This is a genomic window from Tannockella kyphosi, from assembly GCF_021054785.1.
GTDB classification, from domain to species: domain Bacteria; phylum Bacillota_I; class Bacilli_A; order Erysipelotrichales; family Coprobacillaceae; genus Tannockella; species Tannockella kyphosi.
In genome coordinates, this window is sequence record NZ_CP088239.1 from 1,626,232 (window position 1) to 1,652,836 (window position 26,605).

The 26,605-nt window shown below is 30.9% G+C and carries 21 protein-coding genes; 1 reads left to right on the top strand and 20 read right to left on the bottom strand.

The genetic code is table 11. The annotated features are described in order from the left end of the window. Window position 1: 1 nt before the first annotated feature. From LRR82_RS07940 to LRR82_RS08005, 14 genes are all read right to left on the bottom strand, one after another. Window positions 2-1,348 carry an MFS transporter gene (locus LRR82_RS07940; protein WP_249028899.1) on the bottom strand — a complete coding sequence of 449 codons (1,347 nt, stop codon included), beginning with the start codon at window positions 1,346-1,348 and terminating at the stop codon, window positions 2-4. A gap of 90 nt (window positions 1,349-1,438) precedes the next feature. Next, a complete protein-coding gene (locus LRR82_RS07945) occupies window positions 1,439-1,876 on the bottom strand; it encodes a MarR family winged helix-turn-helix transcriptional regulator (protein ID WP_249028900.1) in 438 nt (145 codons plus the stop codon). Between the two features lie 3 nt (window positions 1,877-1,879). Then, entirely contained in the window at window positions 1,880-3,715 is a 1,836-nt protein-coding gene (locus tag LRR82_RS07950) for an ABC transporter ATP-binding protein (protein ID WP_249028901.1), read from the bottom strand. Between the two features lie 11 nt (window positions 3,716-3,726). After that, on the bottom strand, window positions 3,727-5,475 hold the full coding sequence (locus tag LRR82_RS07955) for an ABC transporter ATP-binding protein (protein ID WP_249028902.1): 1,749 nt from the start codon (window positions 5,473-5,475) through the stop codon (window positions 3,727-3,729). Between the two features lie 81 nt (window positions 5,476-5,556). Continuing rightward, window positions 5,557-6,576 carry an ABC transporter substrate-binding protein gene (locus LRR82_RS07960; protein WP_249028903.1) on the bottom strand — a complete coding sequence of 340 codons (1,020 nt, stop codon included), beginning with the start codon at window positions 6,574-6,576 and terminating at the stop codon, window positions 5,557-5,559. 29 nt (window positions 6,577-6,605) lie between these two features. Continuing rightward, window positions 6,606-7,622, bottom strand: a complete 1,017-nt coding sequence (locus LRR82_RS07965; protein ID WP_249028904.1) for a FecCD family ABC transporter permease — start codon at window positions 7,620-7,622, stop codon at window positions 6,606-6,608. After that, window positions 7,622-8,647, bottom strand: coding sequence for a FecCD family ABC transporter permease (locus tag LRR82_RS07970; protein WP_249028905.1), 1,026 nt, complete (start codon window positions 8,645-8,647; stop codon window positions 7,622-7,624). Before LRR82_RS07970 ends, LRR82_RS07965 begins: the two co-directional genes overlap by 1 nt. Beyond that, on the bottom strand, window positions 8,634-9,443 hold the full coding sequence (locus LRR82_RS07975) for an ABC transporter ATP-binding protein (protein ID WP_249028906.1): 810 nt from the start codon (window positions 9,441-9,443) through the stop codon (window positions 8,634-8,636). Before LRR82_RS07975 ends, LRR82_RS07970 begins: the two co-directional genes overlap by 14 nt. A gap of 11 nt (window positions 9,444-9,454) precedes the next feature. Beyond that, on the bottom strand, window positions 9,455-10,243 hold the full coding sequence (locus LRR82_RS07980) for a hypothetical protein (RefSeq protein ID WP_249028907.1): 789 nt from the start codon (window positions 10,241-10,243) through the stop codon (window positions 9,455-9,457). A 156-nt stretch (window positions 10,244-10,399) separates the two neighbouring features. Beyond that, complete coding sequence (locus LRR82_RS07985) at window positions 10,400-12,097, bottom strand: MraY family glycosyltransferase (RefSeq protein WP_249028908.1); 1,698 nt, start codon at window positions 12,095-12,097, stop codon at window positions 10,400-10,402. Window positions 12,098-12,144: 47 nt separating this feature from the next. Continuing rightward, a complete protein-coding gene (mreB, locus tag LRR82_RS07990; protein WP_249028909.1) occupies window positions 12,145-13,134 on the bottom strand; it encodes a rod shape-determining protein in 990 nt (329 codons plus the stop codon). A gap of 102 nt (window positions 13,135-13,236) precedes the next feature. Then, entirely contained in the window at window positions 13,237-13,854 is a 618-nt protein-coding gene (locus LRR82_RS07995; protein ID WP_249028910.1) for a M23 family metallopeptidase, read from the bottom strand. A 39-nt stretch (window positions 13,855-13,893) separates the two neighbouring features. Then, window positions 13,894-14,772, bottom strand: a complete 879-nt coding sequence (gene spoIID / locus LRR82_RS08000) for a stage II sporulation protein D (RefSeq protein ID WP_249028911.1) — start codon at window positions 14,770-14,772, stop codon at window positions 13,894-13,896. A 27-nt stretch (window positions 14,773-14,799) separates the two neighbouring features. After that, window positions 14,800-14,997, bottom strand: coding sequence for a DUF1146 domain-containing protein (locus tag LRR82_RS08005; RefSeq protein ID WP_249028912.1), 198 nt, complete (start codon window positions 14,995-14,997; stop codon window positions 14,800-14,802). 57 nt (window positions 14,998-15,054) lie between these two features. Between LRR82_RS08005 and LRR82_RS08010 the strand changes: the two genes are divergently transcribed. Beyond that, window positions 15,055-15,972: an aldo/keto reductase gene (locus LRR82_RS08010; protein ID WP_249028913.1), complete on the top strand. Its 918-nt coding sequence runs from the start codon at window positions 15,055-15,057 to the stop codon at window positions 15,970-15,972. A 71-nt stretch (window positions 15,973-16,043) separates the two neighbouring features. Here LRR82_RS08010 and LRR82_RS10905 read toward each other — a convergent pair whose 3' ends face one another. The 6 genes from LRR82_RS10905 to LRR82_RS08050 form a co-directional block, all read right to left on the bottom strand. Next, window positions 16,044-20,603, bottom strand: coding sequence for an InlB B-repeat-containing protein (locus LRR82_RS10905; protein ID WP_283162775.1), 4,560 nt, complete (start codon window positions 20,601-20,603; stop codon window positions 16,044-16,046). Between the two features lie 71 nt (window positions 20,604-20,674). Next, the gene (locus LRR82_RS08030; protein WP_249028914.1) at window positions 20,675-22,540 is read right to left on the bottom strand and encodes an InlB B-repeat-containing protein; all 1,866 of its coding nucleotides are present in this window, start codon (window positions 22,538-22,540) and stop codon (window positions 20,675-20,677) included. Between the two features lie 2 nt (window positions 22,541-22,542). After that, window positions 22,543-23,694: a FecR domain-containing protein gene (locus LRR82_RS08035; RefSeq protein WP_249028915.1), complete on the bottom strand. Its 1,152-nt coding sequence runs from the start codon at window positions 23,692-23,694 to the stop codon at window positions 22,543-22,545. 5 nt (window positions 23,695-23,699) lie between these two features. After that, window positions 23,700-25,481 carry an adenylate/guanylate cyclase domain-containing protein gene (locus LRR82_RS08040; protein WP_249028916.1) on the bottom strand — a complete coding sequence of 594 codons (1,782 nt, stop codon included), beginning with the start codon at window positions 25,479-25,481 and terminating at the stop codon, window positions 23,700-23,702. A gap of 2 nt (window positions 25,482-25,483) precedes the next feature. Next, window positions 25,484-25,882 (bottom strand): GAF domain-containing protein, encoded by a 399-nt coding sequence (locus tag LRR82_RS08045; RefSeq protein WP_249028917.1) that lies wholly within the window; start codon window positions 25,880-25,882, stop codon window positions 25,484-25,486. Between the two features lie 16 nt (window positions 25,883-25,898). Continuing rightward, window positions 25,899-26,603, bottom strand: a complete 705-nt coding sequence (locus tag LRR82_RS08050) for a DUF3307 domain-containing protein (RefSeq protein ID WP_249028918.1) — start codon at window positions 26,601-26,603, stop codon at window positions 25,899-25,901. Window positions 26,604-26,605 lie beyond the last annotated feature (2 nt).

Consider the following 26,605-nt stretch of genomic DNA (forward strand, 5'->3'; position numbering starts at 1 on the left):
TTTATTTGCCTGCTTCCTTTCTTTTTGCTTCTAACTCTTCATGGATTTCTATTCTTTGTTGATCTGTTAAATTATAGAACATCATTGGAATCATCGCGATAATAAAGCTAATTGCTGGTATTACATACATCATAGAACTGAATCCTGTTTGTATAAGTGGTGTTACTGTTTGGTTATCTACATAACACATCATTATTAAACCTACTCCTAAAATAAGCTTTGCAATCGTTGCACTTAATTTAGTTAGCAGTGTGTTAATAGAAAAAATAATTCCTTCCCCTCGATAACCTAACTTCCATTCCGAATACTCAACTGCATCTAATAACATCGTCGAACAAACAATACTAATAACACCAGTGCATGCAAAACTAAATCCCAAAAAGATAAGTCCTAACATCACATCTTCTCTTCCCCCAAAGAAAGGAACAATACTAGTAATCGATCCAATGATTGAAAAGATAAAAAACAGTTTTTTCTTAGGAAACTTCTTTACTAACATTGGCGCAACAACCATCCCTAAAGTCATTCCAATAACTAAACTAAGTCCTACTGGAGTTACATAATTAGCGTCTCCCCAAACATACACTACAAAATATAATTGTACACTTTGTCTTATCCCATTCACCAAATTAGTAACTAATAAAGCCATCATTAATGCCATTAATGGTTTATTATGTGTTACTGTTTTCATGTTTTGTTTTATAGAGATTACTTCTTTATCCGGTTGAATTCTTTCTTTTACCTTCAACCCTGCAATAATCATTAAAATAGCTCCTATGATTGCAATAATAGCTGCAGTAAATGTATAAGCACTTGCTACTCTTTCTCCTCCAAAAAGATTAAGAATATGGATACTTCCGACTGTTACAAGAACCGTTCCTATCGTACCGCCAATACGACCTAACGTAACCATAATATTACGTTCATCTGGTTCATGAGAAACAGAGGAAGTAATTGCCCATATTGGGATATCGCAAATCGTATACGACATTCCCCATAAAATATAGCTAATAGCTGCTAGAATAATGGTTGTTGTTGGAGCAACATCATATTGCAAGAAACAAAAAATAGTCGTACATGCAATAATCACTGGTCCAATAATCATATAAGGACGAAACTTACCCCATTTTGTTCTAGTACGGTCTGTTAATAATCCCATCATTGGATCATTCATTGCATCCCATAAACTAGCAATAATCACAATAATTGTTGCTGCTTGCGTCGGTATCATAAGTAAATCTGTAAAATAAAACATAATGTACATTGACATAAAATTATAAATCATATTTTGTCCTAATAACCCTCCACCATAGGCTATCTTTTCAGACTTCGGTACTTCATAATTCATTCATAAAACCTCCCTTTTTACAAACTTTTCTACCCTTATTTTAGCACATTGCTAGTCATTAGATAACAAAAAAAGAATAAAGAGACTCCTTTATTCTTTTATTTCATTTATCAAATGATTACTTTGTAGTTTTTGGATAAAGATAGCAAATATTTCTAATTCTTCATCAGAAAAATTTTGAAACAAATTATCTGCATATACTTCCATTTGTTTATCTATTTCCATTGCTTTTTCTAAGCCTTTCTCTGTTAAATAAACAATATTTTCATTATTAACTTCCCCTTGTTCCCTAGCTACATATCCCCTGTTTTCTAACTTAACAACAATAACTGAAACTGCTTGTGCACTCATATGCATTAATTCAGCCATTCTTCTTTGATTCAATCGTTGTTCAATATATAAAATACAAAGTAGTTTTCTAGCAGAAGGATGCATTTTTTTATCTCTAGGAAGATCTTTCGATTTTTTGCCTGGTTTTACACCATTACAAATATCTAACAATTTAATTAATAAATATTTCTTATCCATACATTAACCCAACTTCTCTAATCCTGTATATAAATTAAAATACTTACCTTGTTTTTCTAATAATTGTTGATGTGTTCCACTTTCAATAATTTGACCATCTTCTAATACAATAATCTCATCACAATTACGAACCGTAGATAAACGATGAGCAATAACAAATGTCGTTCTTGCTTTCATTAAACGATTTAAAGCTTCTTCTATATGACGTTCTGTTCTTGTATCTACTGAACTAGTTGCTTCATCTAATACTAAAATAGGTGCCTTTGATATCGCAGCTCTAGCAATATTTAATAGCTGTCTTTGTCCCCCACTTAAATTAGATCCATCTCCTGTTAATATCGTTTGATAACCATTTTCCAAACGATCAATAAACTTATCTGCATTCGCACTAATACAAGCTTCCATTACTTCTTTATCCGTTGCATCTAAACGACCATAACGTACATTTTCCATAATAGTACCAGTAAAAAGATGAGTATCTTGCAATACCATTGCAATATTTTCTCTTAATACTTTTTTATCAATCTCTTTCAAATCTTTTCCATCTATTTCAATTACACCAGATTGAATATCATAAAAACGATTCAATAAATTAGTAATCGTTGTTTTCCCAGCTCCTGTAGACCCTACAAAAGCAATCTTTTGAGATGGCAATGCATGCAATGAAATATTTTTCAATACTTTTTTATCTTCTCGATATCCAAAATCAACATTCTTTAAAACTACTTCTCCTATAATTTCTCCTTGATATGTTCCTTCATTCCTTTCACTAGGATGATTCATTACTTCAAACACTCTTTCAGCCCCTGCTAAAGCACTAAAAACAGTATTTATTTGAGAGAATATTTCATTAATAGGACGAGAAAAGCTTTTTGAATAATTTAAAAAGATAGTAAATCCTCCAACATCAAAACGATTACCAACTACCATTAATCCTCCTACACAAGCAGTAAGAATATAACCTAGTTGTCCAATTGACCCCATAATAGGACCCATAATTCCTCCTAGAAATTGTGCCATAAATGACTTATCTCGATAACTAGTATTTAATTCTTTAAAACCATCAATAGTAGTTTGTTCATGATTAAATACTTTAATTACTTTTTGTCCAGTAACTTGTTCTTCAATATAACCATTTAATGCTCCAATACTAGCTTGTTGTTTTTTATAATAAACGATTGTTTTTTTCGATATTACTTTGGTTACTATCGATAACAAAGGACTTGTTAACAATAAAATACTAGCTAATATCCAATTCGTATAAAACATGATTAAAATCGTAGTAGTTAATGTAAAGATACTAGATACCAGACTTACTGCCGTACTAGAAAGCATTTGATTTACAATATCAACATCATTTGTAAAACGACTCATAAGATCTCCATTTTGATGGTGATCAAAGAATCGAATTGGTAATTGTTGCATCTTTTCAAACAAATCTTCTCGTAATCGTGCTAATGAATTTTGGGCTATTTCTAACATAATACGTGATTGAATATAGTTACTACAAACAGCCACCGCATAAATGATTGCCATTAATCCTAATTGCTTTATTAATTGTGTCTTTTCCATGCCACTAGCTAAACCATTAACAATCGGTCTTATTTGATAAGTAGCAAGTATTGAAAACACACTATTGATGACAACAAAGAATAAAGCAATTACTAATAGAAGACGATATTTACCTAAATAAGATAATAACCTAATAATTGTATCCTTTGTATTTTTAGGTTTAACCGGTTCTTGAAACCTTCCTTTAGGACCTCCAGGTCCTCTACCACCCTTAGGACCCATCCCCATTGGTGGGGTTACTCTTGAAAAATCTCTTTTATCACTCATATTTAGCTCCTTTATTCATAAGTCACACTATCACATGCACCATTATCATTTTGAGAATAATAAATCTCTTGATACACTTTCGATTGTTCTAATAATTGTAAATGACTTCCAATCGCACTAATACTCCCTTGTTCCATTACAACAATCAAATCACAATTTATTACAGAAGATAATCGTTGAGCAATAATAATCTTTGTCATATCTTTTAAATCATATGTTAAATGATGAATAATCTTTCTCTCTGTTGCCATATCAACAGCACTTGATGAATCATCTAACAACAATATCTTTGTCTTTTTCATCAACGCTCTTGCAATACACAACCTTTGTTTTTGTCCTCCCGATAAGTTATGACCACCTTGATTAATAAAAGTATCAAATTGATCACTCATCTTTTCAACAAACTCTTTGGCAGCAGCAAACTCACTAGCTTCTACCATTTCTTCTAAACTTGCATTGGGGTTCCCCCAAAGTAAGTTTTCTTTTACAGTTCCTGAAAACAATAAATTATTTTGTAATACAACTGCTACTCCTTGTCTTAAATTAGTTAAAGAATAATCTTTTACATTCGTATCATCAACATAAACGGCACCACTACTAACATCATACAATCTAGAAATCAAATGCACTAAACTAGTTTTACCACAACCTGTAGAACCAACAATCCCAATTGATTGTCCAGAAAGAATCTCTAAATTAATATTAGTTAATACATTCTCTTTGGCATTTTCAAAATAACGGAAATAAACATTTTCAAAACGAATAGAACCACTTTCTATTACTTTATTTGGATAAAGAGCATCTTGATCATGAATATCAATATCATCTTCTAATACCTCACGAATACGATTTGCACTAACTGCTGAACGAGCACTTTGTAAAAAGACATTTGCAATCATATTTACAGACATCAATATCTGTGTTAAATACGTAATAAAAGCACTAATATCTCCAATCAATAATTCTCCTGTTCCCAGCAAACTACTTCCAAACCATAAAATAGCAATTGTTGTCATATTTACTGTAAAAGTCATTAAAGGCATCTGAATAATATTTACTCGATAAGCACTAAGTCCCGTATCTCTTAAATTTTCATTTACTTCTTTAAACTTCTCTTTTTCAAATCCTTCTCTAGTAAATGCCTTAATAACACGAACATTAATAAGACCTTCTTGCACGGTTGTGTTTATTGCATCAATACGATCTTGCAGTTTTGCAAAACGAGGATAAGACACTTGTAATACACAAAAAACAATCATTGCTAAAACAGGTGTTAAAATAAAAAACAAAATAGACATCGATGGACTAATACGATAAGCCATAATAATAGCTCCAATTAACATCCCTGGTGCTCTAAACAACATCCGTAAAGACATCACAATAATTTGTCCTACTTGCGTTACATCATTCGTTAGTCTCGTTACCAAAGAACCAGTACTAAATTTATCTATATTATAAAAAGAAAAAGCTTGAATCCTTTCAAATAGTTCTGCTCTTAAATCATGACAGAAATGAACCGATGCTCTAGTAGCACAAAAAGAAGACCCAATTCCACCACCTAATGCAATGATTGCATATAGAAACATCTCTGCTACTGACATTAAGATTTCCCTGTTCGTTGTCCCAGCTATGGCTAGGTTAATAATATTAGCTGATAAGGAAGGTATTTTTACATCACAATATACTTCAATCAACATAAATATTGGGGCTAATAAAAAGAAGCCTAAATATGGTTTAACATGTTTAAAAAATATTCTCATTTTTTTCTCCTACTCCGTATCAAATATTGGATACCCTGATAAAAAGAAAGCCCATCATTTAAGATAGGCTTATTGTTTTTATTAATCAATATAATCATAACGTGCAGTAACTTGAGTTCCATCTAAAATGAAATCTCCTACATCGCTTACTCTCATTAAAGCAACCATTGAACCATTTGATCTGTTCCATACATTATGAGCAAATTCAAATACGTTTCCATTTTGTACTGCAGTTAAATTTTGCCAAATTGGAGAAGCTTCATATGTTGCGAAATCTTCCCAACTTTCTACATTAATAAATAAATAATCTGGATCATATTCAATTAAGTTTTCTAATGCTAAATAACCACTTTCTGTCGGGAATCCTTCTGGTAAAGATAATCCTAATTGTTCATAAACATGAGGATGAGAAGCAGCTAAACTATATTGAACACCTTTTGTTGAAATTTGTGTAACAATTGCAGTTTTTCCTTCTAAATCAATTCCAGCATCTTCAAAAGCAGCTTGATAACTAGCTACTGTTTCATCATAAGTTGCAATATTTGCAGCAGCTTCTTCTTCTTTACCTACTAATTGAGCTAAAGTTTCATGAATTTGTTTCCAATCTTTGTTTCCATCTTCATCATAAGATAAACTAGAAGGTAAGAAATAAGTTGGAGCAATCGCATTTAATTTGTCTGAATATTCAATATTTGATTCACTAGTAATAATATAATTTAAATCTAAATCTAATAATTGTTCAAAATCAATACCATCATCTGTTGCATTAATAGGTTCAATCCCATCTAATACACTACGATCAGGATATGTTCTTCCATAACCATCTAAATAAGAAACAATTTGTGCATCTGTTGCATCTTCTGCTGGTTCACTAGTAATAGGTGATGCTTTTGGAGCTGCATCTAAATGGATTAAATGATCTAAATAACCCCAATCTAAGATTGCATAATCACTAAATTCGCTTGGTAATGCTTGCTCTCCATCCGCCATTGTGATAGTAGCTACTACTGTATCTTGTACTTCTTCTTCGTTGTTTGAACAACCTGTTAACATACTCACTACAAAAGTGAAAGCTAACATTAATGATGTAAATTTTTTCATTTTTCTCTCCTTGAAATATAGTTGATAGATTATCTATCTTGTGTAAATAGTAAATATAATAAATAAGGTGCGCCTAATATAGAAATCGTGATTCCTACTGGTACATATAAAGCACCATTAATATCATTTACTAAGATTTTTGCCACGATGTCAGCAAACATAACTAAGCCAGCACCAAAGCACATTGAGATTGGTAGGAATAATTTGAAATTAGATCCTACGATTCTCTTGGCAATATGTGGGGCAATTAACCCAACAAATCCAATCGTACCTGCAACATAAACAGATACAGATGTGAGTAGGATGGTAATACATAATAACTTATTACGTTCTTTACGTAAATCCAACCCTAATCCAATTGCCAAATCATCATCTAAGTTCAATATATTTAAACAAAATGTACTATAGAAAACATAGATAAGACATGGAATTGCAACTGCAAATCCAATAAAGATCATTTTCCAACTAGCAAAAGTTAAATTACCAGCTTGAGAAAGTGTCAACATTAAATAAGCATCATCACTTAATTTTATTGTCAACAGTAATGAAACTGCTCCAATACAAGAATTAACTGCAATACCGTTTAAAATCAATTTCGTTGGTGATAAATCATGTTTTAGAGCTAATCCATAGACTATCCCAAAAACAAGAAATCCACCAATCACGGCTGCAATAGGATAAGGCATTAGCATCGGTAATCCTTTATCATACATAAATACAACAAGTAAAATACCAAAGCTTGCTCCAGAAGAAACTCCAATCATATTAGGAGTAGCTAAGGGGTTACGTGTAACTCCTTGCATAATCGCACCCGATGCTGCTAAACACATTCCTACAAAAATAGCAACTACTGTTCTAGCAATTCGAATGTCCCAAATAATAAAGTTTTCTTTTGCATCTCCAAATCCAAAGATGGTTGCAATAATACGATCAATTGATAGTGGGGTATACCCAATATTAATAGACCATATTAAGCCACAAAATAAGAAACCAATAAAGATAGGAAGAAGTATTTTTGTACGTTGTTTATTTGTTAATTTCGCCATTAGAATACTCCTTTCGCTTTTTTAGAATTAATTAAATAAAGGAAGATAGGTATTCCAATAATCGAAGTAACAATACCAACTGGTGTTTCTACTGGCATATTAATTAATCGACTAATCACATCAGCAATAATCAATAACATACTTCCAAACAATGCTGAATAAGGTACTACCTTACGGTAATCCTCTCCAACACCCATTTTTATAATATTCGGGATAATTAGACCGATAAATCCTATATTACCAACAACACTTACACACGAAGCTGATATGAAAACAACACTAATTACTCCCAGTAATTTTGTTCTTTTTACATTTTGTCCTAAACTAATAGCTGTCTCTTCACCCATTGATAACACAGTTAACTTCCCTGCGATACAAAAAGCAATAACAACACCCACTAATCCAACACATAAAACTCCAATACCAATCCAACGGATCCCTAACAAACCAGAGTTATTCCATAAATAAATACCTGCTCCTTGTTCTGTATAAGACCAAAGAGTAATAGCTGTACTTATAGAAGAAAATAACGTTCCTAAAGCAGTTCCTGCTAGTAACAACTTCACGCCTGATTCTCTACCACGAATTCTAGAAGAAATAGCAAAGATAATACAAGTAGAAATAGCTGCTCCAATCATAGAAAATGTTAAATTAGTAAGATAAGTATTTGTACCTAAACTAATGGTATAAGCAATTGTTAAACCTAGGTTTGCACCACTACTTACCCCAACAACATCAGGACTTGCTAAATAATTTCTAGTAATCCCTTGCATTACTGCCCCACCTACTGCTAGTGATCCACCAACAAGAAGAGCGCCTAAAATTCTAGGGAATTTAATTGTTACATTGACATAATGAATCATATCATTTGGATCATAATGAAGGACTGATTGAATCACTTGTTCTATTGAAGAAGCTGGTGCTAAATAGGTTAACGTAACAAATGCACAAACAATAAACAATGTTAGAAAACTAATGACCCAAATAGTAAGGGTTGATTTTTTCACTCTTCTATTTACTTCCACCATGAACCTCCCTATCCATTAGTTCATAAGAAATACAAACTGGGATTTCACTATCTGGTAAATTAATAATATTTGCTTCTATCTTAAATACTTCTCTAAGATTTTCTTTATTCATAATTTCTTTAGGAGAACCTTGTCTAATTACTTCTCCTTTTTTCAACATAATTAATTCATCAGAAAATCTACTTGCTTGATTAATATCATGAAGTACCATAATAACAGTAATCCCTTTATCTTTATTTAAAGATTGTACTAATTGTAATACTTCTAATTGATAAGCCATATCTAAATAAGTGGTTGGTTCATCTAATAAAATAACATCTGTTTGTTGAGCTAAAACCATAGCTACCCATACACGTTGTCTTTGACCACCAGATAAAGCATTAATATTACGGTCTTTAAACTCTAACAAATCTGTTTGTTCTAAAGCCCAATTAATAATGTCATGATCTTCTTGATTAAAACGTTCACGTTTCTTTTTGTGTGGAAAACGTCCATATTCAACAATTTCTCCAACACTTAAACCACTAGGTGCTTTAGGAGATTGTGGTAACATACCAATGATTTTTGCTATTTGTTTGGTATTTGTTTTATGAATATTCAAATCTTCTACAAATACTTCTCCATGTTTTGGTCTTAAAATACGACCAATTGTTTTTAATAAAGTAGACTTCCCACAACCATTTTCTCCAATAATGGTAGTTATTTGTCCTTTTTTAATAGAAAGTGATAAATCATCAATGATAATATTTTTCTCATATCCTACTTTCACTTCATTCATTGTAATAATGTTCATTTAGTTCCCCTTTATTTGCTTTTTTTAAATGTTAATGCTACTAAACCAGTATTCTCTTTAAAATAAGCATTGTTGGTAGCAACTAATTTTTGGAAAATTTCTTCTTTTTTATCATCAACTATTTCAATAACAGTTTCAAAATGATTATCTTTTCCATCATAGATCATACAAGTATTTCCTGCTTTAATATGTTCCATCTTAAATGAATCACTTTTAGCAAGACAATAATAAGTATCTCCTTCTACCAAAACACTAAAAATAACATTACGATCTAAGTATGTCATTAATACTTGACGACTGTTTTCAAAACGTTCTCTACCATTTGGTGCAAAGCGAGCAAATGTTGGTTGTAAATCATTTTTGATGTTATATACTTCACTGTGACTTAATGAAATAGTTGCTTCCAGAAAATTAAGTTGGAAGAACTTAGCACGGTGTGATTTCATTTTTGATATCATGTGGTTAGTTTTGGCTAACTCGTTGATAAAATTTTCATCTCCTGTTAAACGATTGCACTCTATTTGTCCGTAAAACTTTTTAGCACCTTTTCCAAAACCTTCTTGAATAAATCCAGAAAATACTGATTTATCTTCTAAATAGTTAGCAAGTTTTGACATTGGTGGAACTATTGCAATATGTTGATCCATAAAATAAAAATAATCAATACTATCAATAACAGCAAAACCATCTTGCCCTAAAACTGCTACATTCATTATTCTTTGTTGTTCTAAAAACTCAACAATAGCACTTCTAGCTTCATGAATGGGTAATCTATTTTTAAACTGTTCATGTTGTTTCATCTTGTTCCCTCTTTCTTGGTTAGCAAAGGCTAACTGATGACCATACTATCATAGATATTTATTGTATGCAACAAATATTATAAGCATTTTTACGAGAATTCTATTTTTTATAGACAATATCAACAAAAAAAGAATGCAAATTTTTTTGCATTCTTTTTACTCTTCCACTGTATTCAAGCTATTTTCCGTTAATGTTTGTTCAAATTCTGGTTTTAATAAATCCATCCCTACCACATAATAACGATCACTTTCATAAACTACGATAATTGTTCCAAACCCTGTTAATTCTTTTACTTCTTGATTTAGTGTATATTCAATATAAACACGATAATATTTAGTACTATCAATTCCTTCATAAGTTAAAGAAGTTGGAGAACTAGAAATAATATCATAACTTGTAACTTCTAAATCACTATACTCACTTTGTAAAAAACCATAATTTTTTCCAAAGTATTCAATAAATTCTTCTTCCACTGTCTCATGTAAATAACCATCACCTTCTAATAAACCAGTATCATCATAGGTTGTTAATATATCAGCCATAAAGTAACTAGCAAATAATTTATATTCTGTTTCTCTTTGTCCATTACTAAAAGCATCACTTAAATCAAGGTATAATTCACTTAATAATGTTGTTTGGTTATCTAAAGCATCATAAGGCACTTCTATTTCTTCTTGTTCTACGACAGAAGTTAGTTCTTCTTGATTTTGATAAATTAAAAAACAAACTACAAATGATAATATAATAATGGTTATTATTTTCATTCTTTTTGTATAACGATATTTTTCAATCATTCTTATTTTAGGTAAATCATCTCTATTTAAGAAAATATTAGCAATAGTAACAACCGGTTTGTATTTTCTAGATATCATATTCGATAACTCAACAAATAGTTCTGTTAGAAGCATCATTATTAAAAAACAAAATACTCCAAAACTAGGATTATAATAATATAAAATAGAAATAAAAGAGAAAATAAGTGTTATTACATACAACACCAATACACTTCTTTGATGAGATAAGTTAAACTTATACATCAAACGATGATGAATATGTCTTTTGTCTGCTTCATTAAATTTTTTATGTCTTACTTTTCTACGAACAATCGCTATTAATGTATCCATAATAGGTACCATTAATACAACAATAGGTGCTCCTAATGTAAAGAAAGTAGAACTATTATATCCAAACCCTAATAAAGAAATAGATGCAATCATAAAGCCGATAAACAACGCTCCACAATCTCCCATGAAAATCTTAGCTGGATGGAAATTATATAACAGAAAGCCACTAATAGCTCCTGCAAGTATTAAAGATAAAGAAGCAATATCTACTCTTCCTGATAAATAAGAAGTATAAGAAATAGTAAATAAAACAATAACTGATATACCTCCTGATAAACCATCTAAACCATCTATTAAATTAATTGCATTTGTTATTCCTACAATCCAAAATAAAGTAATAACTTCTGCAAAATAAGGAATTTCTTCTCCAAAGTTTTGGAGATGAATATCTCCATAAAAAATAACAATACAAGCAGCTACAATTTGTCCTATCAACTTTAATCTAGGTGATATATCATGAACATCATCATATAACCCTACCATAAAAGTAACAAATCCACCTAATAAAATAGCATTCACCTGTGTATCTGTTTTCAAGAAGATCAAAGCTGCAATCAAAAAAGCAATATATATCGTATATCCCCCAATTCTTGGTATCTCATGAGTATGTACCGTACGTTCATTCATCTTTGCAACAACCCCAAAATAAGTTCCTGCCTTCATTACAAAAGGCATAAATAGAGCTGCAATAATAAACGCTACTACATAATACAAAGCTATCTCAAGCATCTTCAAACCTCCTTTTCAACAAAAAAAAGATATGGACCCATATCTTTTTATCTTAAATAATGTAAATTTTCTAACATAATACCAGTTCCATTCGCCACACAGTTTAATGGGTCTTCTGCAATAAACACAGGAACATTAATTTCTTGTTCAATTAACTTATCTAATCCTTTTAATAATGCTCCACCACCAGTGATGAATACTCCACGTTCCACAATATCAGCAGATAACTCTGGAGGAGTTTGTTCTAATACACGTTTTACTTCACGTACAATTGTTTGACAAGATTCTCTTAGAGCTAATTCTGTCTCATCAGAAGATAATGTAATAGTATGAGGTAATCCCGTAACTAAGTCACGACCACGTACTTCAATAGAACTATCGATAAATCCTTTTAAAGCACAACCAATTTCCATTTTTACTCTTTCAGCAGTACGATCTCCAATTAATAATTTATATTTATCTTTGATAAATTTAATTAATTCTTCATCCATTACATCTCCTGCAATCTTTAAAGAACTACTAGTTACAATATCACCTAATGATAATACTGCAATATCAGTAGTACCACCACCAATATCAATTACCATATTACCTGTTGGTTTAGAAATATCTAAACCAGCTCCAATAGCTGCTACTTTTGGTTCTTCTTCAATATATACTCTTTTTGCACCACAACGTTCTGCTACATCTTTAATCGCACTTTTTTCGATTGATGTAATATTAGTAGGACAACAAATTAATACCGTAGGACGAGAGAAAATTCCTTTTAAATGTAATTTATTAATAAAATGTGTTAATAAAATTTCAGTGATTTGGAAATCAGCAATAACACCATCTTTTAATGGACGTACTGCTACAACCTTTCCAGGAGTTTTTCCTAACATTTCTTTTGCTTCACCACCGACAGCTAACGCTCTTTTTGTTTCTTCATTGATTGCTACTACTGAAGGTTCATTTACAACGATACCTTCTCCTTTAATATAAATTAATATGTTTGCAGTACCTAAATCGATACCTATTTCTTTTGACAGTGCCATACTTTACCTCCTATTTAACTTTACTAATTGTATCATATTTTTTGATGTTTACAAGGTAAAAAAAACAAATAGTGCAATCTTTTAGCGCTATCTGTTGATTGTTTAAGATATCTTATCTAGAGTTAAACCAATTACGGATTCAGGATTAATAATAATATTGTCTATTTCCACTACATAATGCAAATGATTCCCTAAATCTGCTTCATATAAGTTTTCTCCACTTGTTCCAATTACTTCTCCTTGACTTACTTTTTGATCTTTTTCAACCATTACTTCACTTAAAGATTGATAAGTTGTTTCTATTCCATAATCATGTTCTATCGTTACCAACCATCCTAATAATGCATCATCACTAACCTTTGTTATCGTACCACTAGCACTAGCTAATACATCAAAGCTCTCTCCATTATTGCTATAATCAATGCCTAAATTAGGACGATAGACACCCTCAAAATATACTAATGCATTTTCTAACTTACTTTGATCTCCATTAATATCATAATAATAACGAACAATAGATGCTTCTTCTACTGGTGCAACCAATGTTTCCACCACTATTTCTTGTGCTACTTCTTGTTCTTGGTTTTCTACTACTGGTATCTCATTATATACTACATTTGAATCCACTGCAGTCTGTATAAAACCAACCCCAACCAAAAACAACAAAACCACACTACAAAATAAAAATAACTGACGATTTTTCGTTAAAAAGCTTTTCATTTTATCACCTCGAAACTATTGTTACCAAGAAATAAAATTCTATGCTTCTATTTTTACAATTTCTACCCCACTATAATAATAACTTACTATCTCCTCATAATCATACCCTACTAATGCCATTCCTTGTGCTCCATATTGCGACATTCCAACCCCATGACCATATCCACTACATATAAATTGATACTCTAAATTCCCTTCGTCAATAATAAAATCACTAGAATCTAAACCCAATAACTCCCTTACTTCTCTTCCTGTATAGAGCTCTCCACTCACACAAATACTAGCAACCCTACCACTATCATAATAACTTATCTCACTAAATACAATTTCACTTACATTAAAAATACTTACTAACTCATCCTTACTAAAAGATACTGTTGTTTCTAAATCCCTTACACTACTATCATAAGGACTTTCTACACTTCTTAAATAACTAACAGCTTCTCCATTAAAATAATCCTCATTATTTTCAGTATATCCATTACTATAAGAAAAAAACAAAGCACTAATATAATCCCCTTCATACATCAAAACAACACCCTTTGTTTCTTCTATTGCTTGTTGTATTTTTGTTACATACAACTCATAATTATCTCCCCACTTAACTTGTTGATCTTGGCTATCTAAATACACTTGTGATAAAGTCGTTGCATCCACTTGCATCTCTCTAGAATAAACATAAGTTCTACTTGCAACCACCTGTGCCTTTAAAGCTTCTAATTCAAAAGATGCCGGCATTTCTCCTGCTACTACCCCTAACAAATAATCATCCAATAATATCTCTTGATCATCACAATACACCATCTCTTCCACTTCTATTTCTTCTACAAAAAACTCTTCCTTATCCTGTTTGTAAAACAAACAGGATAAAACAAAGAGAATGAGAAGTATGCTTATTTTTATTGTTATTTTTTTCATTATTTTCCCTCTAGGAAAATATATGTTTTATAATCGTATTAATGCGAATGTTAAAATAAATTGTGCAAATAAATATCCTAAAGCAAAAGAAGTAACTAAATAAAACACATAAAATTCTTTTGTTCTTTCTTTACGTATATATTTTTCAAAATGAAAAGCACTTAATCCATACATAGCAAGTAAAACAGCTAAAATATATACAACCATTTCTATAATAGAACTCATTTTATACCCTACTTTCTATCAAATCCATGTTATAATAAATAACAAGGAGGAATTTATATGGAATATTATACACTACCACAAACAAATTTAAAAGCTTCTAAAATAGCTTTAGGATGTATGCGTATCGCATCCAAAAGCGTAGAAGAAGTAGAAGAATTAGTACTTACTGCCTTGAATCATGGAGTAAACTTCTTTGATCATGCGGATATTTATGGAGCAGGACAATCAGAAGTAGTATTTGGAGAAGTATTAGCAAGAAATCCTAATCTAAGAGAAACAATGATTATTCAATCAAAATGTGCTATTCGTCCAGGTATCTGTTTTGACTTTTCAAAAGAGTATATTTTAAAAAGTGTAGAGGGATCACTAGAAAGACTACAAACAGATTATTTAGATGTTTTATTATTACATCGTCCTGATGCTCTAATGGATCCTAAAGAAGTAGCAGAAGCATTTAATGAGTTATATGAATTAGGGAAAGTTCATTACTTTGGTGTTTCTAATCAAAAACCTAGTCAAATAGAATTATTAAAAAAATATTGTAAACAACCTATTGTTATCAATCAATTACAATTTGGCCCTGCTCATGCTAGTATGATTGATCAAGGCTTCTATGTAAACATGGAAGTACCTACTGCTATTGATTATGATGGTGCTATCTTAGACTACTGTATGTTAAACGATATTACAATACAACCCTGGTCTACCATTCGAGAAACATTAAACAGTGAAACATTTATTGATAATCCTGAATATCCAGAATTAAATGTTGTTCTAGAAACATTAGCTACTAAATATAAAGTATCAAAAGTAGCTATCGTAACAGCATGGATCTTACGTCATCCATCTAATATGCAACCTATTGCAGGTACTACTTCTATTAAGAACTTATTAGATACTTTAGATGCAATTAACGTATCTCTTACTAGAGAAGAATGGTATCAAATATATACTGCAAACAAAGTATTACCTTAACTAAAATCCTTATAATTAAAAAAGTATCTAGTTATTAAAGTCTAGATACTTTTTATATGTTTAAATCTAAATTACCAAAGATGCCAACTCCACGTTGTCTCCAACGTAATAAGCCATCTTCCATCTTCTTGTAATACTGCTCCTTCGACAAGTTCACTAATTAGTACTTTATCACCTCTTGAATAGGTTATTCCAGTTGCAGGATTATACCATTTTGATAATACATATCCATTCGAATACCAACTGCTATTTAGTTCAACTTCTAGTGTATCGGAATAAGTATAATTACCAGCAGTATCGATAATTGTTCCATCATCATCATCAACATAGTTAATATAATATGTATTAGCTTGCCACTTAGCATAAACATTTAAAGATACTCCTGATTCTTTTTTCCAAGTACTTAACTCTTCTTCATCAGTACAGTCCTCGTCAAAATACCAACCAACAAATGTATAGCCTGTTTTTGTAGGTGTTGTTAATTTATCAGCGACCACTTCTCCAGTTTCCACATATACAATATCTAATACATCAGAACCATCATACATATATACTGGAGATGCAGAAGCTACATAGTAAGCATATAACGTAACATCCTCGTTACCCATTACTGTACCTATTTTATGTTGATCCCCACTAGCATCATACCAGCCAACAAAAACATAAGTATTCTCTGGATCACCTGTTGTGTCAATATAGTTAGATAATACTGGCAATAACTCATACGTTTCACCTGCTAAATATTTGTAATCATATTCTGCCGTATCTGCATATTCCGATACAAACGTAATCGTATACAGTCTCGACCATATTGCTGTTACTGTCAAATCAGATGCTGGCATTGTTGTATAAACTGTGCCATCATCATCTTTCCATCCACCAAATACATATTCAATGGTAGTAGTAATATCGTTCGTCGTATTTGTCGTCGTACTATTTTCTATACCTGTGGTAATTGATTCAGGAAAAGATTCTCCTTCAATTAGATAAATAGTACCACTTTGCTTCTCTGTAAAATAGTATGTTAATGCGTACGTTTGTTCCCACTTACCATATAATTCAACTCCCTTTGCTGGCATTGTATCATCTACTAATAAAGAATTCGCATACTCTGCATCATAATACCAACCTACAAATTTGTAATTAGTTTTTTCTATTTCATTAGCAATACTATCATCAGCCAAGATAGCTGTTACTACACTTTCTCCATATGTTACAGATAACGTATCAATTACCTTATTATCAGTGTCATATAGAGTAACTTCATACTCATTTATTGTGAATGTTGCTGTTAGTGTTAGATCTTTAGCAGGCATTGTATCACCTGTTTGCCACTTATCTTTATCCTCATCACACCAACCATTAAATTCATAACCTTCTTTTGCATCACTTAAATCCGAAAGACTAAGTTCTGTTCCATAAACAACTGTAGTTTCTGTTGTTTTTGTTCCGTTATCATCTTGTTCAACCAAAGCCAACCTATATGAATTTGTAGTCCAAACAATATAAACTGTAATTCCACCTTCTGGTACTGTCACTTCGCTAAGGTCATCGATTGTTGTTTTCGTCTCACCTACGTAGTAATAGTAACTTTGGAATGTCACATATGTTTTTTCATATAATGTTGCTACTGTACCTACATAATCACTTATTGTTGTTCCATAAGTCATATTCGTACTTGATGTATTTTCATCTTTTGTTCCATCAAGAACATTGACGACAGTAACTTCATACTCATTTATTGTGAATTTTGCTGTTAAGGTTAAATCACTTGCAGGCATTGTATCACCTGTTTGCCACTTATCTTTATCCTCATCACACCAACCATTAAATGTATAACCTTCTTTTGCATCACTTAAATCCGAAAGACTAAGTTCTGTTCCATAAACAACTTTACTTTCTGTTTTTTCCTCATTTTGATCAACTAAAGTTAATGTATATGATTTTGTAGTCCAAACAATACAAACTGTGATTCCACCTTCTGGTACTGTCACTTTGCTAATATCATCGATTGTTGTTTTCGTCTCACCTACGTAGTAATAGTAACTTTGGAATGTCACATATGTTTTTTCATATAATGTTGCTACTGTACCTACATAATCACTTATTGTTGTTCCATAAGTCATATTCGTACTTGATGTATTTTCATCTTTTGTTCCATCAAGAACATTGACGACAGTAACTTCATACTCATTTATTGTGAATGTTGCTGTTAAGGTTAAATCACTTGCAGGCATTGTATCACCTGTTTCCCATTCAACATCTCCGCTGTACCAACCATTAAATTCATAACCTTCTTTTGCATCACTTAAATCCGAAAGACTAAGTTCTGTTCCATAAACAACTTTACTTTCTGTTTTTTCCTCATCTTGATCAACTAAAATTAATGTATATGAATTTGTAGTCCAAACAATATAAACTGTAATTCCATCTACCGGTACTGTCACTTCGCTAAGGTCATCGATTGTTGTTTTCGTCTCACCTACGTAGTAATAGTAACTTTGGAATGTCACATATGTTTTTTCATATAATGTTGCTACCGTACCTACATAATCACTTATTAACGATCCATAAGTCATATCCTTACTTGATGTATTTTCATCTTCTTTTCCATCAAGAACATTGACAACAGTAACTTCATACTCATTTATTGTGAATGTTGCTGTTAGTGTTAGATCTTTAGCAGGCATTGTTGTATATTGATTATCATTTGAATCACACCAACCATTAAATGTGTAACCTTCTTTTTCTAACACTTCTAATTCTAACGTTTCATTATATGCTACTTTTGTTATTTCTTCACTCTCACCATTAATCAGTGTTAATGTAAACTCTACACGTTTCCAATTTACAAAAATTACAATTCCACCTTCTGGCATCGTTAGATCTTTTATATCTATTGCTTCTGTACAATCAACATCTGTATAATAGCCTTCTATATAATACCAATTAGCATAAGCATAACTATTTCCATGTGAATCTGCATAAGATTCAATTGTTGTTGTTAATGAAGATGCATAATCAAAATTACCAACGCTGTTAAATGCATTTGATCCAAAATTACTTATAACATTTAATTGATAACTATTAATTGTCCATGATGATGTTAATGATAGGTTAGATGCAGGCATTGTATCACCTGTTTCCCATTTAACATCTCCACTGTACCAACCATTAAATGTATAACCTTCTTTTGTAAGACTAGGTAATGTTAATGTTGTACCATAATCTACATCTTGTGTTTCACCATCTAATGACAATACATAACTATTAATTGTCCATGATGATGTTAATGTTACATTAGATGATGGCATTGTTGTATATTGATTATCATTTGAATCATACCACCCATTGAATGTATAACCTTCTTTTGCAAGAGTAGGTAATGTTAATGTTGTACCATAGTCTACATCTTGTGTTTCACCATCTAATGACAATACATAACTATTAATTGTATATGATGATGTTAATGATAAGTTAGACGCAGGCATTGTATCACCTGTTTTCCATTGCGTATCGTTACTATACCAACCATCAAAAGTATAACCTTCTTTTGTAGGAGTAGGTAATTCTAACGTATCTTGATAGTTTAAAGATAGTGAAGATGTTGTTTCTTCATCTTTTAGGTTTACAGTATAATTGATTTTTTCAAATTTAGCATAAACTACAATATCTTCACTAGGCATTGTGTTTAACTCAATGCTTGTTTGATATTCATTATCACTATACCAACCTTCAAAAGTATATCCTGTAGCTGTTGGAGTAGTAATTGATAATTCTTCATTTTCGTTATAAACATAACTAGTTTGTTGTTCAAATACAACCGTTGTTAAATCATAACTTACTACTAAACGATTTTCTTGTTCTTGTTCAACTTCTTCCACTGCAAAGATAGTTTCTTTTTCACCTGTTGAAGTTTGTTTTTGTAAAAGTGATAACATACTATCAGAAATAGCGTCTAGCTCTATTTCCCATAACTCTTCTTCTCCAATAGGAGTTAGTACATATTCAACATAGACAGCTTCTTCACTTTCTACTTTAACTGAATATCCAGCTTCAACAAATACTTCTTGTTCTAAAGTACCATCATCCTTCTTTAAATAAGAAGCAACAGTCCCTTCAAAAGTCAATAAATCCGTATAATATAATCCATCTTCCATATAAACATCTATACCAAATACTGTTCCACGAACAGACATACTAGCATTAGGTGTCGTAACTTCATAAGTAGATTCATCAGAAAGTGCTGCTGTTAATTCATTAACAATTGATCCTGTTTCAACAATGATCTCTGTTTGTGAATTTTCTTCATCTCCTGATGCAACAATAGATAAAACAGTGTTTGCTTCAATATAAATATATTTATCTTCATCTAACACTAAACGTACATAAGAATCTTGATCAACTGTAATTTTGTCCCCGCTTACTAGTTGCATTCCATCATAGATACTTATCTCTCCAATATCTTCTCTATCAATTGTTGCTGTCCCGTCATATTCTAGCACTTTTATAGTACGATAACTTTCCTGTGAATCATTGTTAGTTGATGTAGAATTACTAAAGAAGTAAACTCCTACACCAGCACCTATTACAATAAGTATCGTTAGTAATGCTAGAAATTGCTTTTTCATAATTCATCCCTTCTTCCCGTGTTTTAAGATTTTTCTACTGCTTTATAATTAATAAAACTTAATAAATATTTTTATTCAGAAACATTGACCCATTTGATATAGATACCAAATGTACTACTGTCAGGTACTGTTAATGTTGATATATCTAACTTACTAGATTCTTCATACGTACTCGTTGAATAATAACCTTCTACTACCATATCATATTCTGTATCTTGATCTGGATTTTTATCTAAATAGCTATAAAATGATGCCAAATGTGATTGTGCAGCACTCTCTACGTCACTCTCTAAACTAGTTCCATAGTTTTTGATATCCGGACTTGACATACCAAAAAATCCTGTCATATTGGAAATAATCACAACATTGCAAGTGTGGATTTCCCAGCTTGCAGTCAATGTTAAATTGGATGCAGGCATGGTTGTATATTCATTTCCATTTGCATCATACCAACCGTTAAATGTATATCCTGTTTTTGTTAAAGTCTCTAGTTCTAATGTTTCTCCATAATTTACTTTCGATGTTGTTTGGGTATCATCTACTAAAGTTAATGTATAACTATTGATTGTCATCTTAGCAGTTAATGATAAATCATTGTTTGGCATTTTATCTCCACTTACCCACTTTGTACCACTGCTATCATACCAACCATTAAATGTATATCCTGTTTTTGTAAGTGTTGTTAAGGATATCGATTCTTGGTAAGAATAGGTTGTTTGTGTTGTATTTGATCCATCATTTGTTGTTAGTGTGTATTTGCCAACTTCATTTTCCTTCCAAGATGCATATAAAGTAATGTCTTTCATTGGCATTGTGTCACCACTTTGCCACTTTGTACCACTGCTATCATACCACCCTGAAAATGTATACCCTGTTTTAGTTGGACTAGACAATTCTATTGTATCACTTTGAGCCAAGGATACAACATCTTTTATTCCCTCGTTATCAAGAGTTAATGTGTATTTTGTCTTGTCATACTTAGCATAAAGTGTAATATCACTAGCTGGCATAGAGGTCGAAGTATAGGCCGTTTCATAGCTATCTTCTAGGTACCAACCTATAAATGTATAACCTGTTACTTCTTCTATATCAATCTCCATTATTTGATTTTCAGTTAACGTATATTCCGTTTCTTCATCAAATATAACTGTTGTTAGTATATATTCTTCTGGTTCTTCTCTTCTTTGTAATTCCGAAGTTAGTGATTCACTAGAAATGATAATTTCATTTGTACCTACTGCTAAGTATTCTGTTAGTAAATCTAACATATCTTGACTCATTGTAGTAAGATCAATTTCCCACAATTCACTTTCATTGTTTGATTCAACAACATATTTTACATATTCTTCTTGAATACTTTCTATTTTTACTACATAACCAGCATCTACTGATAATTCTTGTAGATAATTATCTTGTTCATCTACTAAATAACTAGTTACTGTTCCTTCTAAAGTTGTCATATTGGTATAATACAATTCTCCTACTTTATAAACTTCTACAGCAAATGTAGTTCCTCTAACAGATAAACTAGCATTTGGTGTTGTTACTTCATAAGACTCTTCTTCTTGTAAATCTACCATTATTTCATTAATAATTGTTCCTTCTAATAATACTAATTCCATACTATCTTGTGCTGGTTCTAATTGTAGGGTTGTATTTGGTGATACATAAATATATTTATCTTCATCTACTAACAACCTAACATAACCATCACTACCAACTGTTAATACATCTCCACTTTCTAATAACATACCTGCATATAATTCGAGATCATCAATTTCTCCACGTTGGAGTAAAGCATCACCAGTTATTTCTGTTACTTCTATTCTTTGAACAACTTCTTGTTCTTCATTAGAAATAGATGCAATAAGCACTATTGCTATGATAAAGAGTATAGAAACAACACCTATAATTACATATTTTCTATTTTTCATCATAACTATTCACTAGTTTTAGCATAAATTGTATAAAAATCAATTGCAGGCATAGAAGCTTCTTCTAAGAACAATGAAAACTCTCCTAAAGAAACATCAGCATAGAATTCTTCTACACTTATTCCACTACGATAATCTAATAATTCACTAAAAAGTGTTCCTTCAGCTACTGCTACTTGTAATTTAACACCATCTTGGTAAACAATATTAAGCATATATCCATCCCATGCTTTTTCTAATAAAGCATAAACAGATGAATCTTGTTCTGGCATTGTTGTTAAAGAATATTCTTCTTCACAATTCCATGTTGTATACCAACCTAAAATATTATAATTTTCAAAAGTAATACTATCAAAATCTATTTCTTCTCCTGCTCTAAAGTAATAATATCTTACTTCTACATCGGTTGAAACAAACAATAAATAATAATCACCTTTATCTAAGTTTCTACTTTGTGCTTCTAATTCTATTTCATAACTAGTAAAACACATTCCTTGTGCTCCACTCATTGTTGCTTGATAAATGAAAGCAAACATTTCTTCATTTATATCTTCTATCACTAACTCAGATTTAGTAACTGTATCACTGGTAATTTCTAAACTATATCCTTGACCAACATAAGTTTCTTCTGTTACACCATTGATCGTATAACTAGCTAATACATATCCTTCTAAAGCATATAACGTAGAACATGTTTCTCCTTGTTCTTCTACTACTTCAACACCATAAATAGTACCTCTAACACCAAAACTAGCATTAGGAGTAGTTACTTCATAACTAGAATCATCACTTAAATCTTCTTGTATTTCACTAATAATAGTTCCTGATGATAATACTATTTCTGTATTTGAATCTGTTTCATCTCCACTACTATTTAAACAAAAAGATGAATTTTCTTTCACATAAATATATTTATCACCATCAATTAATACACGTAAATAAGAATCACTAGATACACTCACTTCATCTCCTGATTCTAGAAGCATACCTTCATACGCTTCTAAATCATCGATATCATCTCTTTGTACAAGGACATCTCCTGATACTTCTATTACTTCCATTGTATAAACAAATTCTTCTGTTTCTTCATTTGATGAACAAGCTACTAAAAATAGAACTACTACAAGCATTGTTGTTAGTTTTATTATTTTTTTCATAAAAATTACTCCCCTAAAGAAACTACTTCATAAAGTAATGTTTCTTCTTGTTTCCCTTTTAATTTTTTATATCCTAAAGCATTAAAAATAACTCTATTTCCTAGGGCATCTACTACTTCTTGACTTACTAGTATTTGATTTGCTTGCGCATTTGATTCTAAACGAGATGCAGTATTTACCGTATCACCAATAGCCGTATAGTCTAAATGCCTAACACTACCAATATTACCAACGACTGCTTCTCCTATATGTACACCGACACCTACCATAAAGGGATGTCCGTATTTTTCTAACGTATATTTATTACTTTCTTTACATGCTTCTCTTAGTTCTACTGCACATTTCACTGCACGATAGATATAATCATCTACATCAAATGGTGAATTAAAGACAGCCATTGCTGCATCACCCATAAACTTATCTACTGTACCTAAGTTATCAAAGATAACATTGGTAATAATATTGAAATGACCATTTAATATGTCTACTACTTCTTCTGGTGATAATCTTTCAGATAGTGTAGTAAATCCTCGAACATCAATAAATAATACAGCTATATGTTTTGTTTGACTATTTACTTGTTCTAAGTCTTCTTTGTTTGCAATTACTTTTTTTACTACTTGTGGAGATACATAAGTTTCAAACATTTGAATCGTTTCTCTTTGTTTTTTTCTTACCACAAAGTAACTAAATACTGTATAAAGTACCCATACTAAAAAGCTAATTACTGGTAGTACTAATAATGGAATACTTAATCCATTATTATATAAAGTCTTACAAGCTATAAAATAAATAATATTAATAACAACAGTAGTCATTGCTCCCTTAAGAACAGTGAAACTCATTACTAAATAACTAGAAACAAATATGAAAACAAACAAAATCAAACTATGTAACCAACTATCTATTGTTAATACTGTACTTCCATTTAAAATAGATTCAGCAATATTAATATGAATCTCTACTCCATACATCTGCGTATCCATTTCTATTGCAACATTATAAGCATCTTGCATCCCTGATGCATGTGCTCCAACTAATACATAACAATCTTTAAAACTACGAACATCTACTGTTCCATCTAATACATCAATTAAAGATACTTCTTCATAGGTACAACTCTTAGCAACATAAGAAAAACCAAATACATTACTACTAGACATATTTATTTCTGGAATTTCTACTCCTGTATTTTCAGCAATTTGATTAGCTAAAATAGCTGCAAAACTATAATAAGTACTATCTTCATAATCAATACTATATAAAGATCTACGAACTACAGAATCATCATCAATAATAGCGTTAGAAAATCCTTGTAATGTTACTTCTTGTAATGCACTAAAAGGTTCTTCAATAAATTCTACAGACATATTATCTACATTAATAACTGCTTCTTCTACTTCTGTTATCGTATCTTCAAAAGATATTAAATTAACTACAGCAACATTACCAAAATCCTTAGCAGCATCTACAAACGCTTGATCTCCATCTTCAGAAATAGTTCCTGAAAACAAAATATCGAAACCAATAAAATAAGGTGCATATTCTGTATCTAATATTTCAATTAACTGAGCATATACACTACGATCCCAAGTACCAAAGGTACCTAGTGTATCTAATGTTTTTTGATCAATTTTAATTACTTTTATATTTGTATTAATAGCACTTTCTTCTTGATATACAGCATCTTGAACTTTTTGATCAAAATAGTAAAAAACATTACTATAAGAACAAAAACTTCCAATCAAAGCTATAAAAACACAAACAATTAGTTTTTGTATTCTCATTTCTATAATTTGTCACAAATTAATTCAACAATATCTCTACAAATAGAAATATCTTTTTCTGTGAAATCACCTTCAGTTTTGTTTAATAATTGCACACAACCATAAACTTCTTCTTGAACAATAATAGGTAAACAAATAATATTTTTACTAACAAATCCAGTAGCACTATCTGCTTTTTGATACCATCTAGGATCATTCACTAAATCATTGCTTATAATTTCTATATTTTCTGCAACACATTTACCACATAACCCTTGTCCTATTGGTAATTCTAAATCTCTTAGACCATCTGTATGTTCTCCAAATAAAATATAAGGATAAATAACATCTCCTTCTACCATCCATACTGTTGCTGCTTCACAGCCAATTAATAATTGTAAATCATTGATTTCTTGTTCCATCTTTCTTTCCTCCCACTTATAAAGACATGAAAAAATCTAACCAAAAACTCGCATAAACACTAATTATTAACCCCATTAATAATGCACTTGGTTTTATTTTGTTTTTCAATTTATCATTGAAAACAAAATAAATCACTATTGGAAGTATCACTAATAATGGATTGATAACATAACATAATCCTATTACTAAAATATAAATCTTTAATAAACTATCTTTTGTTTCAAAAGGATTTCCTATCATATAACCTGTATTCGTTAATACTCGATAGGTAACATAGGTTGGTTGCCACATAATAGCAAAAAACAAAATATACCTACAAACCTCTATATTCACATTACTAACACCTAACTGTGATGCAAACATATCACAAAATAAGAATGTTAAAAAATAATGAATATGTTGATCAGCCATGTATAAAAACTTACCATATTTAACAAACCCAATCCCTTTTGCCATTAACTCATCTTTATTAATTGTAATATACGACTTTATGAAATCCACTATTGCATGTGATAAGGATATTACAGTAGCTAGCATAAAACTAGCCACTGTAATTCCTAAAAACAAACACCCTGCATAATGAATCAAAGTATATAATACACAATGTAAGAAAGTGTAATAGTATTCTGATGATTTCCCATTTGCAATTTCCCCAGTAGTTAAAATATAATCACCTAAGAAATGTGCGATAAACATTACAAATAATGCTTGTGTTAACATAA

What these genes read in the sequence shown, in the direction of transcription:
- LRR82_RS07940 (WP_249028899.1), bottom strand. Translation starts at nt 1,348, where the DNA reads ATGAATTATGAAGTACCGAAGTCTGAAAAGATAGCCTATGGTGGAGGG.
- LRR82_RS07945 (WP_249028900.1), bottom strand. Translation starts at nt 1,876, where the DNA reads ATGGATAAGAAATATTTATTAATTAAATTGTTAGATATTTGTAATGGT.
- LRR82_RS07950 (WP_249028901.1), bottom strand. Translation starts at nt 3,715, where the DNA reads ATGAGTGATAAAAGAGATTTTTCAAGAGTAACCCCACCAATGGGGATG.
- LRR82_RS07955 (WP_249028902.1), bottom strand. Translation starts at nt 5,475, where the DNA reads ATGAGAATATTTTTTAAACATGTTAAACCATATTTAGGCTTCTTTTTA.
- LRR82_RS07960 (WP_249028903.1), bottom strand. Translation starts at nt 6,576, where the DNA reads ATGAAAAAATTTACATCATTAATGTTAGCTTTCACTTTTGTAGTGAGT.
- LRR82_RS07965 (WP_249028904.1), bottom strand. Translation starts at nt 7,622, where the DNA reads ATGGCGAAATTAACAAATAAACAACGTACAAAAATACTTCTTCCTATC.
- LRR82_RS07975 (WP_249028906.1), bottom strand. Translation starts at nt 9,443, where the DNA reads ATGAACATTATTACAATGAATGAAGTGAAAGTAGGATATGAGAAAAAT.
- LRR82_RS07980 (WP_249028907.1), bottom strand. Translation starts at nt 10,243, where the DNA reads ATGAAACAACATGAACAGTTTAAAAATAGATTACCCATTCATGAAGCT.
- LRR82_RS07985 (WP_249028908.1), bottom strand. Translation starts at nt 12,097, where the DNA reads ATGCTTGAGATAGCTTTGTATTATGTAGTAGCGTTTATTATTGCAGCT.
- mreB (WP_249028909.1), bottom strand. Translation starts at nt 13,134, where the DNA reads ATGGCACTGTCAAAAGAAATAGGTATCGATTTAGGTACTGCAAACATA.
- LRR82_RS07995 (WP_249028910.1), bottom strand. Translation starts at nt 13,854, where the DNA reads ATGAAAAGCTTTTTAACGAAAAATCGTCAGTTATTTTTATTTTGTAGT.
- spoIID (WP_249028911.1), bottom strand. Translation starts at nt 14,772, where the DNA reads ATGAAAAAAATAACAATAAAAATAAGCATACTTCTCATTCTCTTTGTT.
- LRR82_RS08005 (WP_249028912.1), bottom strand. Translation starts at nt 14,997, where the DNA reads ATGAGTTCTATTATAGAAATGGTTGTATATATTTTAGCTGTTTTACTT.
- LRR82_RS08010 (WP_249028913.1), top strand. Translation starts at nt 15,055, where the DNA reads ATGGAATATTATACACTACCACAAACAAATTTAAAAGCTTCTAAAATA.
- LRR82_RS10905 (WP_283162775.1), bottom strand. Translation starts at nt 20,603, where the DNA reads ATGAAAAAGCAATTTCTAGCATTACTAACGATACTTATTGTAATAGGT.
- LRR82_RS08030 (WP_249028914.1), bottom strand. Translation starts at nt 22,540, where the DNA reads ATGATGAAAAATAGAAAATATGTAATTATAGGTGTTGTTTCTATACTC.
- LRR82_RS08035 (WP_249028915.1), bottom strand. Translation starts at nt 23,694, where the DNA reads ATGAAAAAAATAATAAAACTAACAACAATGCTTGTAGTAGTTCTATTT.
- LRR82_RS08040 (WP_249028916.1), bottom strand. Translation starts at nt 25,481, where the DNA reads ATGAGAATACAAAAACTAATTGTTTGTGTTTTTATAGCTTTGATTGGA.
- LRR82_RS08045 (WP_249028917.1), bottom strand. Translation starts at nt 25,882, where the DNA reads ATGGAACAAGAAATCAATGATTTACAATTATTAATTGGCTGTGAAGCA.
- LRR82_RS08050 (WP_249028918.1), bottom strand. Translation starts at nt 26,603, where the DNA reads ATGTTAACACAAGCATTATTTGTAATGTTTATCGCACATTTCTTAGGT.